This window comes from Streptomyces sp. AM 2-1-1 (genome assembly GCF_029167645.1).
Classification (GTDB): Bacteria; Actinomycetota; Actinomycetes; order Streptomycetales; family Streptomycetaceae; genus Streptomyces.
Genome location: NZ_CP119147.1, coordinates 1,546,006 through 1,561,211 on the forward strand (window position 1 = coordinate 1,546,006; position 15,206 = coordinate 1,561,211).

The 15,206-nt window shown below is 70.3% G+C and carries 13 protein-coding genes; 6 read left to right on the forward strand and 7 right to left on the reverse strand.

Translation table 11 applies throughout. The annotated features are described in order from the left end of the window. Window positions 1–115: 115 nt before the first annotated feature. From PZB77_RS06485 to PZB77_RS06495, 3 genes are read right to left on the reverse strand one after another with little or no spacing between them, the layout of a single operon-like run. A complete protein-coding gene (locus tag PZB77_RS06485) occupies window positions 116–838 on the reverse strand; it encodes a maleylpyruvate isomerase family mycothiol-dependent enzyme (RefSeq protein WP_275491609.1) in 723 nt (240 codons plus the stop codon). Next, entirely contained in the window at window positions 838–1,686 is an 849-nt protein-coding gene (locus tag PZB77_RS06490; protein ID WP_275491610.1) for a fumarylacetoacetate hydrolase family protein, read from the reverse strand. Before PZB77_RS06490 ends, PZB77_RS06485 begins: the two co-directional genes overlap by 1 nt. Next, a complete protein-coding gene (locus PZB77_RS06495) occupies window positions 1,683–2,804 on the reverse strand; it encodes a cupin domain-containing protein (RefSeq protein WP_343299899.1) in 1,122 nt (373 codons plus the stop codon). Before PZB77_RS06495 ends, PZB77_RS06490 begins: the two co-directional genes overlap by 4 nt. 250 nt (window positions 2,805–3,054) lie before the next feature. On the opposite strand from PZB77_RS06495, the gene PZB77_RS06500 reads away from it, so the two are divergent. From PZB77_RS06500 to PZB77_RS06520, 5 genes are all read left to right on the forward strand, one after another. Continuing rightward, entirely contained in the window at window positions 3,055–3,831 is a 777-nt protein-coding gene (locus PZB77_RS06500; RefSeq protein WP_275491611.1) for an IclR family transcriptional regulator, read from the forward strand. 374 nt (window positions 3,832–4,205) lie between these two features. Then, on the forward strand, window positions 4,206–5,837 hold the full coding sequence (locus tag PZB77_RS06505) for an MFS transporter (RefSeq protein WP_275491612.1): 1,632 nt from the start codon (window positions 4,206–4,208) through the stop codon (window positions 5,835–5,837). 199 nt (window positions 5,838–6,036) lie between these two features. Continuing rightward, complete coding sequence (locus tag PZB77_RS06510) at window positions 6,037–6,378, forward strand: hypothetical protein (RefSeq protein ID WP_275491613.1); 342 nt, start codon at window positions 6,037–6,039, stop codon at window positions 6,376–6,378. Between the two features lie 5 nt (window positions 6,379–6,383). Then, window positions 6,384–7,766 (forward strand): hypothetical protein, encoded by a 1,383-nt coding sequence (locus tag PZB77_RS06515; RefSeq protein ID WP_275491614.1) that lies wholly within the window; start codon window positions 6,384–6,386, stop codon window positions 7,764–7,766. A 49-nt stretch (window positions 7,767–7,815) separates the two neighbouring features. After that, the gene (locus tag PZB77_RS06520) at window positions 7,816–8,109 is read left to right on the forward strand and encodes a hypothetical protein (RefSeq protein WP_275491615.1); all 294 of its coding nucleotides are present in this window, start codon (window positions 7,816–7,818) and stop codon (window positions 8,107–8,109) included. Between the two features lie 80 nt (window positions 8,110–8,189). Here the strand turns inward: PZB77_RS06520 and PZB77_RS06525 are convergent, their stop codons facing one another. Continuing rightward, window positions 8,190–8,684, reverse strand: a complete 495-nt coding sequence (locus tag PZB77_RS06525; RefSeq protein WP_275491616.1) for an ATP-binding protein — start codon at window positions 8,682–8,684, stop codon at window positions 8,190–8,192. A gap of 523 nt (window positions 8,685–9,207) precedes the next feature. On the opposite strand from PZB77_RS06525, the gene PZB77_RS06530 reads away from it, so the two are divergent. Then, on the forward strand, window positions 9,208–11,190 hold the full coding sequence (locus PZB77_RS06530) for an RICIN domain-containing protein (protein ID WP_275491617.1): 1,983 nt from the start codon (window positions 9,208–9,210) through the stop codon (window positions 11,188–11,190). A 357-nt stretch (window positions 11,191–11,547) separates the two neighbouring features. On the opposite strand, the gene PZB77_RS06535 is transcribed toward PZB77_RS06530, so the two are convergent. The 3 genes from PZB77_RS06535 to PZB77_RS06545 form a co-directional block, all read right to left on the reverse strand. Beyond that, a complete protein-coding gene (locus PZB77_RS06535; protein ID WP_275491618.1) occupies window positions 11,548–12,183 on the reverse strand; it encodes a hypothetical protein in 636 nt (211 codons plus the stop codon). Between the two features lie 83 nt (window positions 12,184–12,266). Further along, window positions 12,267–14,594 (reverse strand): hypothetical protein, encoded by a 2,328-nt coding sequence (locus PZB77_RS06540; protein ID WP_275491619.1) that lies wholly within the window; start codon window positions 14,592–14,594, stop codon window positions 12,267–12,269. 19 nt (window positions 14,595–14,613) lie between these two features. After that, the gene (locus PZB77_RS06545) at window positions 14,614–15,042 is read right to left on the reverse strand and encodes a hypothetical protein (protein ID WP_275491620.1); all 429 of its coding nucleotides are present in this window, start codon (window positions 15,040–15,042) and stop codon (window positions 14,614–14,616) included. Window positions 15,043–15,206: the final 164 nt, after the last annotated feature.

The following is a 15,206-nucleotide window of genomic DNA, read 5'->3' on the forward strand; positions in this document are numbered from 1 at the left end:
CGTCGTACGGCAAGTGCGGGTGTCGTACGCCGACCGGGGCGCGTCGTACGGCGGGCGAGGGGTCCGGGACCGGCCGACGGAGCCGGTACGGCCGGTCCCGGGGTTTTCCCGGCGGTCAGAGCCACCGCGTCAGGGCGGGCGCGGGTCCGCCACCGGGAGTCGTGAGGGTGTGCGCGCGCCCGGTGAGGTAAGCCGTGATCTCGTGGAGGGGGCCGGCGAGCGTGGTCGACGCACCGTCCCCCGGCAAGGTCCACGTCGCACCGGTGTCGGTCGCCTCCAGCACCAGCGCGGGGCCCTCCTCGGCGGCGCGCTTGGCGGCCACGTCGTCGCAGAGGGCGGTGAGGAAGTCGTCGGGGAGGTCGGCGAAAGTGGGCCCGCCGCCGAGATCGACCGCGTGGACGCACACCTCGCGGGAGCGCATCCAGGGCAGTTCGGTGGCGGGCACGGTGCGGCCATGGGCCGTGACCACCGAGGACCGCCACTGCTCCTCGGTGAGCGCATCCGTCGACTCCGCGAGCTTTCCGGTGGAGCGGTGCAGCCGGGCGGTAAGTTCGGCTGCCGGCATCCGGGCGCCCCGCTCGATGCCGTCGGCCCGCTCCTCGGGTGAGGCGTACATCGGCCTGGGCTCGCCGGTGGCGGCCCGGTGCACGAGGTTACCGAGGGCGTCGGCGTTGGCGGCGACGTGGGCGATCAGGTGCTTGCGGGTCCACCCCGGGAGCAGGCTGCTCGCGTTCATCCCGCTCTCGTCCAGGTCGGCCGCCCCGGTGAAGAGTTCGGTCCCGATCCGGGCCCAGCGGCGCGCATCGTCGAAGGTGCGGGACATCGCGTTCCGGGACATCAGAGAGACTCCTCCGTGACGACGGTGTTCTCCAGACGGCCCAGGCCCTGGATCTCCGCGACGACACGCTCGCCGCCGAGGAGGTAGCGGCCCGGCTCGCGGGCGTGCCCGACGCCTCCGGGGGTGCCGGTGGCGATGATGTCGCCGGGGTTGAGGCGCACGATCGTGGAGACGTACTCGACCAGCGCGACCGGGTCGAAGAGCAGGTCGGCGGTGGTGTCGGACTGCATGAGCTCGCCGTCCACGGTCAGCGTGACGTCGAGTGCGGGGCGCGCGCCGCCGGGCAGTTCGTCGGGGGTGACGAGGAAGGGGCCGACCGGGGTGCTGGAGTCCCACATCTTGCCCTGCAGCCACTCACGGGTGCGGAACTGCCAGTCGCGGCAGGTGAGGTCGTTGAGAACGGTGAACCCGGCGATGGCCCGCTCGGCCTCCTCGCCGCGGGCGCGCCGCACCCGGGTGCCGACGACGAGCGCGAGTTCGACCTCCCAGTCGAACGCGTCGGTCTCCTCGGGGCGGAGGATGTCGTCGGTGGCGCCGATCAGGGCGTCGGCGAACTTCGCGAAGAGGGTGGGGTGTTCCGGCAGATCCCGGCCCATCTCCTCGATGTGTGTGCGGTAGTTGAGCCCGACACAGATCACCTTCGAGGGTTGCGGGACGACGGGCGCGTACGCCGCGCCGTCCGCGGGGTAGGTCCGCGCGGTCGCGGCGGTGGCCGCGGCGGCGTGCTCTGCCCAGCCCTCCTGGCCCAGCAGGGTGCCGATGTCCGGGGCGCCGAGGTCGATCAGGGTGTCGCCGTCGAGCCGGACGGCCCGGGTGGTGGCGCCGGTGCGCAGGGTGGCGAGCTTCATCGGGTGGTTCCTTCCACGTGAGTGCGGTCGAGCCGTAGCGCTTCGAAGATCGGGGAGTCGCTGAACCGGAAGAGGTCGAGGGCTCCGGATTCGGAGTCGGTGGCGCCTGCTTCGGAGCGCACGGAGAGCGGCTGCCATGAGGGGACGACGAAGAGGTCACCGCGGGTGACCGCCCAGGACGTCTCGCCGACGGTGACGGTGCCGGAGCCGTTGAAGACCTGGTAGACGGAGGAGCCGGTTTCGCGGACGGGCGCGGTCTCCGCGCCGCGCACGACACGGTGCACCTCGGCACGGATGGTGGGCAGCACGTCGGCGCCGGTGGCGGGGTCGCTGAAGCGTACGGCCGCGTGGCCGGGCTCGACCGTACCCGCGAATCCCTCGTACTCCAGAGCGAGTTGGTCGTTCAGCGCCCGGTCGGTGTGCTCCCAGCGGTAGGCGAGCAGGGGCGAGCCGGGGGCGGCGGGCGTCCCGGCCGAGACCGGGCGCAGCCCCGGGTGGCCCCAGAGTCGCTCGGCGCGCGAGCGGGCCGGGGTGATGCGCTCGGCCTCACTGATCGCGTCCCGGCCGTACTCGAAGAACTGGGCCTCGTTGGCGTACTGGAACGGGATGTCGAGCCCGTCGATCCAGGCCATCGGCTCGCTGGTGGCATTGTGGTGGGCGTGCATGTTCCATCCGGCCTGCGGCAGGAAGTCGCCGCGCCGCATGGCGACGGGGTCGCCGCCGACGACGGTCCACACGCCCTCGCCCTCGACGACGAATCGGAACGCGTGCTGGGTGTGGCGGTGCTCCGGGGCGTCCTCGCCGGGCATCAGGTACTGGATGGCGGCCCACAGGGTGGGCGTGGCGAACGGCCTGCCGCCCAGGGAGGGGTTGGCCAGGGCGATGGCGCGGCGCTCACCGCCCCGGCCGACCGGGACCAGTTCGCCGGCCCGGGCCGCGAGTTCGCGCAGGCTGTCCCAGCGCCAGACGTGCGGGACGGCGCGGGAGCGCGGGTGGGCCGGCATGAGGTCGCCGATCTCGGTCCAGAGTGGGACGAGGAGTTCCTGTTCGAAGCCCCGGTAGAGCTCCTGGAGCGCCGGGGTGACGTCGGGCCGACCCGGTGCGGCGAGGGCCGCCAGCCGTACCGGGGAGCCCGTGGGGTGGTCGTGGGCTTCGTCCGGGGCGGCGTCGGGGACGCCGCCCCGTGCGCCGTCGGGGGCGAGGGAGGAGGGGGTCACGGGCTCAGCGTGCCGCCGAGTGCGCCCAGAAGACATGTAGATTCTGGAGAGCAGAATCGGCAGGATCCAGGGGTCCGGATCCGACAGCGTCCCGACTTGCTCAAGGACAGCCCTCAGACACGGCTCAGGCCGCACCGGGAGACGAGACGCCGTGGACAAGCCGCTCAAGACGCCGCCGCCGTACCCGATCGCGAGCGTGGACCACGCGCTGAGGGCGGCGACCATGCTGCAGATGGAGGGCGGGGCGACCGTCTCGCAGGTCGCCGAGCGGCTGGGGGTGGCCCGCTCGACGGCCCATCGGCTGCTGGCGATGCTCGTCTACCGGGACTTCGCGGTCCGGGACGAGAACCGCGGCTACCGCGCGGGCCCGGTCCTCGAACTGGCGGCGCACTCGCAGTCGCGGGTCTCTCTGCTGCGGGCGGCCGCGCTCCCCCATCTGCGGCGGCTGGTCGACCTGCTGGACGAGACCGCCAACCTCACCGTCCGTACCGGGGACACCGCGCGGTTCATCGCCAGTGCGGAGAGCGGGCAGGCGCTGCGGGTCGGCTCCAGGGAGGGAATGGTGTTCCCGGCCCACCGCACGACCGCCGGGCTCCTCCTGCTCTCCGGGCTCGACGACGGGGAACTGGCGGAGGTCTACTCCCCCGAGCGCTACCGCGACCGCCCCGCCGACCGCCCGGACCTCGTGCGGTTGCGGGCCGAGCTGGACCTCATCGGCCGCAACGGATTCGCCGTCAACCAGGAGCGCTCCGAGCGCGGGCTAGTCGCCGTCGGGGTTCCGGTACGCGACCAGGGCGGTACGGCGGTGGCGGGCTTGTCCGTGTCGATGCCCAGCGTGCGCTACGACCCTCATGGCCTGCCGTCCTTGGTCGCCACCCTCTCCGGGGCGGCACGGGCCCTGGAAGCGGACATGGCCGCCGCGCGCTGAGCGCCCCGGTTGCCCGCGCGGACCCTGTCGGCAGGCACGAGATACCCATACACAGAGACTAATTTGCTTAAGACGCGCACGTTTCATTGACGTGACGTAAAGCCAGATGCCATCCTCCCTGGCACCGCGCCTGATTCGCAGTGCATTCCCCCCTCCACCGCGATTACGGCAGCGGCTCGCCTCGTCCGTGCCGTAGGTACCCGTCCCACGCCGGCGGCACCATGCCCCGCCGCGAGGCACTTCGGCGTACCCGGTCCGGGTCCGGGCGAGACCGGAGCGAGCGGAGACGCTCGCCCGCCCTCCCCCGCTCCGGCAGTCGGCCGGAGCCCGTTCCGCCCCAGGGCGGCACCCCACTTCCCAGCCAGGGAGAAGCAATGACGCTCAACAACGGGACGAAGTCGTCCCCCGGCCCAACCGCGGGGGCGGCCCGGAAACCGGGCTACGCGGGAACGCTGGCTGCCACCTGCTGTGCGGTGTTCGTGGCCCAGGTGGCCAACGCGCTGCCGGCCTCGCTCAACGGACTCTTCCAGCAGGACCTGAACACCCACGGCTCGCAACTGACGTGGATCACCTCGGCGTTCATGGTCGCGGTGGTCTGCTTCGAGTTCACCTTCGGCGTGCTCGGCGACATGTTCGGGCGCAAGCGCCTGATCACCATCGGCGCCGGTCTGGTCGCCGCGGGCAGCACCGTGGCGGCGCTCGCCCCCAACGTGCACGTCCTCTGGGTCGGCACCGCGCTGAACGGCCTCGGCGCCGGCGCCATGTTCCCCGGCTCGCTCACCATGCTCACCTCGGTCACCCGCACCAACCGTGAACGGGCCCACACCGTCGCCCTGTGGAGCGGCTTCCTCTCCGCCGGCGCGGCCGTCTCGCCCCTGATCGGCGGGGCTTTCGCCCAAATCGGCTCCTGGCGCGGCTCCTTCTGGGTGCTCGTCGGGCTCGCGGTGGCGAGCATGGTGCTCAGCCTCGTCCTGACCACGGAGTCGAAGGCGCCGGAAGGCCGCGAACTCGACGTGCCCGGCCAGATCACCTTCGCCATCGGCTTCGTCCTTGTGCTCTTCGCGGCCGTCGAAGGGCCGGAATCGGGCTGGTTCACCCTCCCCGTCATCCTGGGCTTCGGTATCGGCCTCTGCTTCCTCGTCGGCTTCGTGGTGGTCGAACTGGGCGCCAGGTCCCCCATCTTCGACCTGACGCTCTTCCGGAACCGGGCCTTCACCGTCGCGTCCGTGGTCGCCGTCATCGGCATGCTCGCCTTCCTCGGCGCGTGCTTCGCGACGAGCATGTGGCTCGGTCCGATCCAGCACCAGGGACCGATGCGGGTCGCCATACCGTTCCTGCTGCTCCAAGGGCCCGCGTTCGTCCTCATCCCGGTCGTCTCCCGACTGCTCCACCGGGTCGCCCCAACCTGGCTGCTGACCACGGGCTTCACCCTGATGGCCATCGGCTGCCTGCTCTGCACCCGGCTCGACATCAACGACCCCGGCCTGGGCGCCTTCGTCGTCCCCGACCTGCTGATCGGCATCGGCTTCGCGCTCTGCGTGAGTTCGGTGACGGCCGTCGCGCTCAACAGCGTGGCCCCGCACCGGGCCGGCATGGCGAGCGCCACCACCAACATGCTCCGTGACCTCGGGTTCGCCCTCGGCCCGGTCCTCGTCAGCGCGATCGCGCTGAGCAAGGCGGGCAGCGCCTTCACGGTGAACCTGACCGGCGCGGACATCCCCCTCGTCGACCGGGGCGCCGCGCGCGGCATCGCCGCCGACGGCGGCCCGATCGCCGTCAACAGCCTCCCGGCCGGCACCCCGGGATCGGCTGCGCACGCCATCGCCCTCGACGCCCTCGGCACCGGCTTCACCGGCGCCTTCCTCGTCTGCGGCGTCGCCGCCGCCGTGGCCGCGGTTCTGACCGCCGTCGGCATGATCGGCATCCGCCCGCACCGGACGGACGACCACGACCCCGCGGGCCCCGCCGACGTACGGCAGGGGACGCCGGAGCACGCGGCAAGGTGACGTCCGCGGCGGGCCGTGCATCTCGGAGGGGTGAGCGGCCCGCCGGGGGCGGCCGGTCGGTGTGGCGGCGGCTTGTGCACCGGCGACGCCGGGAATGCCCCCTGGGCGGGGCATTTCTCGCCATTGTGGTAATGACCATGGGCCACAGAACTCCGTCCCCCTATGCTCGTCGCGTCGTGAGGGAATCGGGGGACGAGACATGGCAGGGTACAACGACGGTTACACGGCGAGCGGTGCCTCCATCAACGGGAATTCCCACGTATTGATGGAGATCGCGGGCCTTCTCCACGAAGGCCGTCCCGACGGCGAGATGATCGTGATGGCCCGTGCACCCCGTACGCACCACGAGGTGTCCGAGGCGCTCGATTCTTTCGCGCGATTCAGCCGGAACCAGTTCCTGGACACCGTGTACCTCCTGGCCGCGCTCTCCACCAAGCTCAGGACGGCGGCAGGCGATTACGTGCACGTCGATCACGCGACGGATGCCGCCTTCCGCGGCCTTCTGGTATCGATCACCTATGCGCCGCCCGCCGGGGGATGATCCCGATGACCTACCGAGTCGACGTCGAGTTCCTCGAACTCTGCAATCCGGCCCTGATCGAGCGGAACGCCCAGGAGTACCACCGTCTCCACCAGTTGCTGGATTCGACCGACGGCGCCTTCTTCAAGGCCTCCCGTACGGAGTGGGTGAGCGAGGCCCACGACCTCTACGCCACACGCCTGCGCGAAGCGGAGAGCGTCGCCGCGGCGCTCTCGGGCGCCTACCGGAAATCGTCGGCCGCTCTCGTCGACTACGCGGAAGCCGTCGGCCGCGCGAAGACGCACTTCGAGAACGGACGGACGAGCGAGTCCCACCTGTCCCACGTCATGGCGAGGGTGGCCGAGGCCGTGACCGAGACGGCGCGGCGGGCGGAGCCGATGCGACAGTGGGAGGATCTCCGCAAGAGAACCGGCGTCCTCGACTGGCTGGCCGAGATCACCGTGGACGTCGACGGGATCCGTGACGAAGCGGAACGGCATTACCACGCGGCGAAGAACGATTTCGGTGACGCCCAGCGGATCGAACGCGAGGCCCGGACGATCTGTCTGGCCGAACTGGCCGGTGCACGGCGTTCCCTACCGGAATTCCGGGGAGACGTACCCGACCCGTCGACATTGCTCGCGGCCATGCCGGCGTTCCGCGGCGAAATCGCCGAAGCCCGGAACGATCCTCATGTCGCTCTGTCGGGAGCGGGGCCCAAGGTCGACACCATGACCGCGAACACCGGCGGCGACCGGGTCTCTCCCAAACTCGCGGAGATCCGTTCACGGCTCGACGGAATGCCGCCGGCCATGGACCAGAACAGGTGGCTGCCCTCCGATTCCGACGACGAACGGCAGAAGTGGATTCACGCCAATCGTCGGCACATCGAGGACGCTGCCGCCTACACCGGCCTCCCTGCGGACATGATCGCCGGAATCGCCTGGCAGGAGGTCCAGGGTGATCCGAAATGGGTCGACGACGTCGCCGAGAACTACCGGCGGAATCAGGACCAGGTGTGGCCGGAATTCCAGTGGGTCGCGGGAAAGTTGGGCCTCTCCGGCGAGGCGGACCAGACGTCCATGGGGCCCATTGCCATACAGCTCCGCAGGTCGGCGGAGGTACTCGGATACGACCCGGAGAACATGACACCGGCCCAGCACGACGAGGTCGAGAAAGCCACCCAGGACCCGGCGACCAATGTGTACATCGCGTCGGAGTACCTCGCGCAGCTGAAAGCGGAGAGCTCGTTCGCCGATGTGCCCGCCGAGCAGATGACTCCCGCCCAGTACCAGGAGCTCGCGGCCCGCTACAACGGCGGCCCGGGATGGCTGACCGACGACGCCCAGGCGTACGGGCGGGGGTTCGGCTACAACCTCGACCGGGCGCGCCAGGCTCTCCGTGACTGACACGCAGGGGAGCCGAGGAGCACGGCGGGCGGAAGGGAGACGACGGCCGGTGGGCGGGACCGCGGCCACCCTCCTCTGCGCGGGAGTCCTGCTGGCGCTGCACGCCCTCGGCGGCTTCCTGCTGCTCAACGCCCTGCTCACCGAGTCCGAGGGGCCGTGGGACCACACGGTCACGGACACCGTCCGTCTGATGGCGGTCCTCGCAGTGGTGACGGAGGCGCTGGCCGCCGGGCTCACCGGCGCCTTCACGAGGCTGGTCGGCCTTGGCCGGTGGTGGTACGCGGTTCCGGCTCTGCTGATCCTGACGGCGCTCACGCGCATGGTGTTCGCCCCGGCTCCCTGACCGGCGGGCGGTCACGCCGTTGGTCGTACGCCGCCCGAGCCGGGAGCCGCGAGGGCTTCGGGCCGCCTCGAGGTCCGGCCTCAGGTCCGGCCCGCAGGTCCCACACCCGGACGTGCTACGGACGGCAGGTCCCACTCCGCCACGACGGTCTTGCCGACAGGCGGACGGTCGAGCACCTCCCAGCGGTCGGCGAGCGCCTCCACCAGGAGCATCCCCCGGCCGCTCTCCGCGAGCGGCGGCATCGCGGGGGGTGGGGCACCCGGCGCGGGCGGCCGGGTTTCGCCCCGGGCGTCGGAGACCGCGAGGCGCGGGGTCCCGTCCACGATCTCCGCGGTGACCTCGAAGTCCCGGCCGGACACGCGGCCGTGCGTGGCCGCGTTGGCGGTGAGTTCGGCGACGAGCCGGGCGGCGGTGTCGGATGCCTCGCTGCCGTACGGGACTCCCCAGCCGTCGAGTTGGTGGAGCACGAACCTGCGGGCGAGGCGTGCGCCGCGCGGCGTGGAACGGAAGCGCTGGACGAACAGGGCTGCCGGAGGGAGCACGTGGCCGGTCGCGGACGAGGACGGAGGTGTCATGCGCCCACGATGGTGGCGCCGAGCCCCCCTGACCAGTGCCGACGCGCGTACGGCACTCCGGCGTACGCTCGGCCCGGCTGATCGGTACGCGGCACCAGCGCGAGGTTGCTCCGGGCTGCGAGCCGCCGGCCGCCTCGCCCCGGCCGGGACACCCGCATTTCGGTCCACTCGACCATGAGCCCGGCGGCCGAGTCCGGTGTGAGGGTGCGTCACCCACCGGCAGGTGCCGCCGCCGTGCGCCTGCCCGTGCACGCGCCGCAGGTGCCTGGCCCCATCGTGAGCCGCAGGGCGGTGGCGGTGACCGTCTGGCCGCTCTCTCCGCCGGACCGGACGCGCTCCTGCCGGACCACCCGGGCCATCGCCCCATGGGGTCCGGCGGCGACGCGATCTCTTGACGCCCTCCGCGTCCGCCCCTAGGGTCCGCAAACGGCAGACGTCAGACGTCTACCACTCCGCTCGACCGGCACCACACGTTCCGCATGACCATCCGGACTTCCACCTGACGTCTTCTCAGGGAGCCACCGTGCGTGTACGAAAACTCGCCTTGTTCCTCGCCGCCTCACTCCTGCCCCTGGCACCCGTGTGGGGGGGCGCCTCGCCCGCGCAGGCCTCGGTCCAGGCCGCGGCCTACTACGTGGATTGCGGGGCCACCGCGGCCGGAGACGGTAGCCAGGCCAGACCCTGGAACACCCTCGCGCCGGTCAACGGCAGCACGTTCCAGCCCGGCGACGCGATCCTCCTCAAACGCGGCGCCACCTGCACGGGACAGCAACTGTTCCCCAAGGGTTCGGGGGTGCAGGGCCGGCCCATCACGGTGGACGCCTACGGCACCGGAGCCAAACCCCGGCTGGCCGGCGCCGGTCAGGTGACCGATGTCGTGCGGCTCGCCGACCAGCAGTACTGGGAGATACACAATCTCGACGTCTCCAACAAGGGCGACACCGCCGCGACACGGCGCGGCGTGCACATCACCCGCACCGACTCCGGGACGGGCACCTACTACCGCCTCAGCGGGCTCGACGTCCACGACGTCAACGGCAACCAGACCAAGAAGGACGACGACGCCAGCGCGGGCATCTTCTTCGAGGTGCTCGGCAATACCACGGCCACCAAGTTCGACGATGTCGCCATCGTGGACAACACGGTCAGGACCGTGGACCGCTACGGCATCCACTTCTGGACCCGGTGGATGCAGCGCCCGGAGCTGAGGAACCCCAACTGCGGTGCGGCCTGCGGTACGTGGGTGCCGCAGACCGGCGTCGTGATCCGCAACAACACGGTCTCCGACATCGGGGGCGACGCGATCGTCCCTCACCACACCGAGAGTGCCGTCGTCGAGTACAACACGGTCGACGGCTTCCGCGAGCGCGAACCCCAGCACTGCGCCGCGGGCATCTGGGGGTGGAACACCAACCGCGCCCTGTACCAGTACAACGAGGTCAGCGGCGGTAAGAGCACCTGCGACGGACAAGGGCTGGACATCGACGAGGCGAACATCGCCACCGTCTACCAGTACAACTACAGCCACGACAACGAGGGTGGCTTCATCCTCCTGTGCAACGGCTCCGGCTCCACGAGCGCCGACAACGTGGTGCGCTACAACGTCAGCCAGAACGACGGCGGGCAGCTCTTCGACATGGTCTGCGCCAAGACCGCCAACACGCAGATCTACAACAACACCTTCTACCTCTCGAAGCCGGTCGACGTCATCAGCAACGGCAACGGCTCCACCGGAGACAACGCCGCCTTCCGCAACAACATCTTCCACGTGGTCACGTCCCAGGCCACCTACCTCAACGCGAGCGCCCTCACCTTCGACGCGAACGTCTTCTACGGCAACCACCCCTCCGGAGAGCCGGCGGACGCCCGCAAGGTGACCACCGACCCCGTGCTCACCGCGCCCGGTACGGCCACCTCCCGCGCCGACGCAGGTGGCTACCGCCTCGGGGCCGGGTCGTCCGCACTGGCCAACGGCGTGGTCATGACCTCCTCCGCCACCCGCGACTACTTCGGCAACCCGGTGCCGGGGAACTGCGCGCCCGACCGGGGCGCCCACCAGCTGTCGACGACGTGCACCCCGCCCCAGGGCCCGGCGAACGGTGTCCACCGGATCTCCGCGGGCACCCAGGCCATCGACGTCCCGGCCAACTCCACGGCGGGCGGGACCCGGTTGACCACCTGGCAATGGCACGGCGGGCAGAACCAGAAGTGGACGGTGACCGCCGACACGGACGGCACGTACGCGCTGAAGAACGTCAACTCCGGACTGTGCGCGGATGTCGGTGACAACTCCACCTCGTCCGGCGCCGCCATCATCCAATGGCCGTGCAGCGGCGCTCCCAACCAACGGTGGACCGCCACGGCCAAGGACGGCGGCTACACCCTCACCGCCCGGTCCAGCGGCCTGCTCCTGACCGCGGCGTCCACCGCTGACGGCGCACTGCTCACCCAGCGTCCGGCGGCTCCCGGGGCCATCCAGACCTGGGCCTTCACCAAAGTGTCCTGAGCCGCACCGCTCCGGACGGCCGTGGCCGGCCCAGCACGTCCGTCCCGAGGGCGGGGCGTGGCGCGGTCCGGCTACGGCGGGGCACCGGGCCGTTTCCCCACACCCCCGCCTGCCTCCCGGATGCTCCGGGTCTCCAAGGACCGGGAGAGCCCTGACCTCGCCCAGTCCCCCGCCGCCTGGCGCGACTTCGTCACCCCCGCCGCCCAGAGCCGAGCCGTACGCCCCGTGCCGGGCGAGCCGTGGTCAGGGGCGGCCCTCCTGCGCACGGGCGGGCCGCCCCTGATCACGGCCGTTCCCGCGTATGCCTGCCTACGGCCAGGGGGCAGGGCGGGTACGGGAGCGGGGCAAGGTCATCCCTTACGCAGGGTCCAGCGAAGGCCGGGCGGGCAGGCCGCCGTTCCCCTCGCAGTGCAGCTCCTTGGCCATGGCCAGCGAGAAGGAGTGGGCCACGGTCGCGTACGCGTCCTTCAACGCCCCGTTACCGTCATCGGGTTTCTCGGGCATACCCCAGCGCTGAACGCCGATCTCGATGTGGGCCGCTCCCGCCGACTGGCCCAACTTGTCGCTCGTGCACGCAAACTGGAGCAGCGCCTTCTCCGGGGAGGTCACGGCCCACTCCCCCATCTTCAGCGCGACGAACTCCTCGCCCGGGACGCCGGTCGAGACCTCGTCGGCCACTCGCCAGCTGATCTTGAGTTCGACCTCCGGCGTTCCGACGGGCGTGAAGACGAGGCAGGCGTCCTCGGTGCCGTCGGTGGGGGTGATCGGGTACTCGGCGACCAGGTTCTCCGCAGCCTGCGTGACGGTGTACTTCTTCCCCGATGCCTCGAAGCGCGAAGAGCCGGTCATCACCTTCAGGGCCTTCGCCGCGTCGGCGGACATCGCGTTCCCGCCGCAGAGTTGTGTCCCTGTCACGGCCTCGTCTGCCGCTTTCGAGGTGTTGTCCTCGTCGCCCCCGCAGCCGGTGGCGCCGACGAACAACGAGCCGGCCATGGCCGCAGCGAGGCACCCCCCGCGCACTGACCTACGACTGATCACTATCCGCATCCTTCTGTTTCCTCGGCCGTCCAGCAGCCTCAGTCGGTCTCCGGGTCGTTGCCCTGCTGGTTCTCGCGGTCGTTGCCCACCCCGTAGCCGATCAGCATCGATTCCTTCAGGTCCTCCCGGAAGGTGGGGCTGGCAGCCAAGCTGTTCCGGTTCAGGAACTCCTCCATCGGAGATTCGGCCATGCTCTCACCGGCCGAGTAGATCTTGGTCTTCTCCTCCCTGGTGAGGTCGTCGAGCTTGTCGGCGTTCGCGTCCACCGAGTTGTCGGAGATGCTGCCGACCACCTGGCCGATGACTTGTTCCGCCGCACCACTGGCGGTGTCGGTCGCCAGCGGGATGAGCACCGCGGCCGCGCCCACGGCCGCGGTCGCGGGCAGGAAGGCGACACCCGCCGCGATGCCCACCCCGGCACCGAACTCGACCCAGCCCGAGCGCTTGGCGACCGCCTTCTCGTACTCCTCGTGGGTCTTGAGGTTCGTCGCCTCGACCTGGTCGGCCCGGGACTGGTCGAGCATGCCCTGCACCTCGGAGCCCACGCGCACGGTCGCCCTGGCGGCGCCCTCGTCGATCTTTCCGTTCGGACCGACCGTCTCTTCCAGTGCACTGCGGGTGTAGACCTGCTCGGCGGTCGAGACCGTCGCGTAGGCGTCCGGGTGCTGGCCGAGGGTGCTGAGGAAGCTCCGGGCTACGCTCCGCCCGTCCTCGCCGGCGCCGGAGAAGCTGATGTGGCCGTCCGGATTCTTGCCCGGCGCGAACACACTGTCCGACGTGTTCTTGTCCAGAGCCCAGTTGATGTCGTCGATGTAGCCGGCGCCCATGGTGCCCAGGCTGTCGGCCATCGCCGCGTTCTCCTTGAGCAGCTTCGGGTCCGCGCCGTACTTCTCCATGACCTGTTGCATGACCTTGGCGTTGTCCGCGTCCCGCACCACGCTGCCGTCCGGCTCCCCCTCCGGGTAGCCGAGGGTCGCCGCCTCCAGGGCGTGGCCCAGCGCGTCGGGCATCTGGTCGAGCGAGGCCTCGAGCTCCTTCTGGTCCAGCGAGTTGACGTCGGGGAAGGACTCCCACTTCTCGTTGCCGAAGAAGTCGAGGTAGTTCTCGATCCCCTTGCCGAGGTCGGCCTTGGCGCCGGCCTTGACCGTGCCGTCCTCGTTGTAGGCGGTCGGCGGGTCCGCGAAGAACCTCTTGGCCGCCTCCGGACTGTTGCCCAGTGCCTCCAGCATGGCGGTGGCCGGGTCGTAGCCGGCCCCGTTCACACCGGAGGGGTTGAACGGGTTCTTGAACGGGCTGTTCACCACCTTGTTGTCGGCGAACATGTACGGGTCCTTCTGGTGCAGCTGCGCCACGTGCTCGGCGATCGGGTTGAGGAACTTCGCGTCGTAGTTCCCGTACCGCATGATCCCGCCGAGCAGCTGGTAGCCGTACGGCCCGTTGTAGTCGTTCTTGCCCAGCGGAACCCGCTCCGTGCCCAACTTGCGGAGCTCGGGGCCCCACTTGTCGGTGAACTCCTTGTCCTGGGAGGCGCTGGCCAGGTTGAGACCGAGGTTCTTCTGGAGCTCCTGGACGTCCTTGAGGCGCTCCGGGTCGACCTTGCCGTACTCGTACGTGTCCGTGGAGAGCTGACCGAAGAAAGCGAGTGACTTCTCCGGGCCGAGCTTGTTGTAGAAGTCCTTGGAGAACTCCACCGACGAACTGTTGTCCTTCAGCAGTTCGTTGAGCTGCTGGAGTTCGGTGTGCGTGAGGTCCCGGCCCTTGGATGCCAGGGCGGCGGCGCGGGCGGCCTCCTCCTGGTCCAGCTTCGTGTACGTCGGGGCCTGGAAGTCCTTGCGGTCGGTGACGTTGGCCTCGAGGGAGTTCTTGAAGGAGAGGTCGGCGTCGTTGCAGTTGTCGACGATGAGGTCGATCCTCTTCTGCCACGACGCGATGTTCGCCTTCTCCTGCCGCAGGAGGTCGGGGTAGTCGGGGTCGTGCCGCGCCGCGTTGCTCTCGGACAACGGGCTCCGTGCGGTGACCTGGCCCTTGCCGTCCACGCGTACGCCGGCTGCGGGACCTTCGTGGTCCCGGATGTTGACCAGGTCGTCCTTGGCCTTCTTGAAGACCGTGTAACCGTCCTCGAAGATCGACTTCACGCCCTTGGCCTCGGCCGCGGCGTCCGAGAACTCCTTGGCCGTCTTGCCGATGAACGACTTGGTGACCCCCGCGTTGACGCCTTCCCAGGTCGCCCCGTCCGCCTTGGCCTTCATGCCGTCGGCGGCGTCGGTGGCGAGCTTGTCCAGCTTCCCCGCCATCTCCGACCAGTCGTCGGCGGCGGCCTTCAGCTTCGCCACCGGAGCGTCGACTATGTCCTCGTACTTCAGCATGCGCGTGCTCCCCCGAGCCCTAGTTCATGTATTCAGTGAGCACGGATATCTTCGCCAGATCGCCCTCGATCTTCGCCTCGTCCTTGGCGTTCTGCGCCTTGCTGTAATCGAGGTGATTCGAGATCTGCGCGCAGGAATCCAGCAGTGTCCGCAGGTGGGTCTGCCAGAAGTCGTGCACCTTTCGCACGGCCCCACCGCTCACGAAGTTCGCGCTGGTCAGCGCCGTCGCCGCGTCGGCCGTGGAGGCGCGGGCGATGTCGCCCTCCTTCGCCAGGCGAACCCGCAGGTCGTAGGCGGCGTTGCCGATGGCGCCGAGGTCGTCCCGATTGACCACCAGGTCCCCGCTGCCACCGCCTCCGCCGCCGTCGGCCGGAACGTGGTCGATCTGCATGGCAGTCCGCTGGGCCGCCGCCGCGCGCAGTTCGGCCCATTCTTGATCGAACGTCACCAATTCCCCCAAGTCCTACCGTGCGGGCCGCTCCACCGTATTCACGCGGCCCCCGACCCGGTCACCGTATCGCTTGTGCCACCGGCGGCGCCCGGAAGGCCTGTGAGGATTGCGCGAACCGAATTCCGGGCGAAAGCGAGCGAACCGGGGAATGGGGCCGAACG

Coding starts and splice junctions, on each gene's coding strand:
- PZB77_RS06485 (WP_275491609.1), bottom strand. CDS start 838: ATGTCCCGGAACGCGATGTCCCGCACCTTCGACGATGCGCGCCGCTGG.
- PZB77_RS06490 (WP_275491610.1), bottom strand. CDS start 1,686: ATGAAGCTCGCCACCCTGCGCACCGGCGCCACCACCCGGGCCGTCCGG.
- PZB77_RS06505 (WP_275491612.1), top strand. CDS start 4,206: ATGACGCTCAACAACGGGACGAAGTCGTCCCCCGGCCCAACCGCGGGG.
- PZB77_RS06510 (WP_275491613.1), top strand. CDS start 6,037: ATGGCAGGGTACAACGACGGTTACACGGCGAGCGGTGCCTCCATCAAC.
- PZB77_RS06515 (WP_275491614.1), top strand. CDS start 6,384: ATGACCTACCGAGTCGACGTCGAGTTCCTCGAACTCTGCAATCCGGCC.
- PZB77_RS06525 (WP_275491616.1), bottom strand. CDS start 8,684: ATGACACCTCCGTCCTCGTCCGCGACCGGCCACGTGCTCCCTCCGGCA.
- PZB77_RS06535 (WP_275491618.1), bottom strand. CDS start 12,183: ATGGCCGGCTCGTTGTTCGTCGGCGCCACCGGCTGCGGGGGCGACGAG.
- PZB77_RS06540 (WP_275491619.1), bottom strand. CDS start 14,594: ATGCTGAAGTACGAGGACATAGTCGACGCTCCGGTGGCGAAGCTGAAG.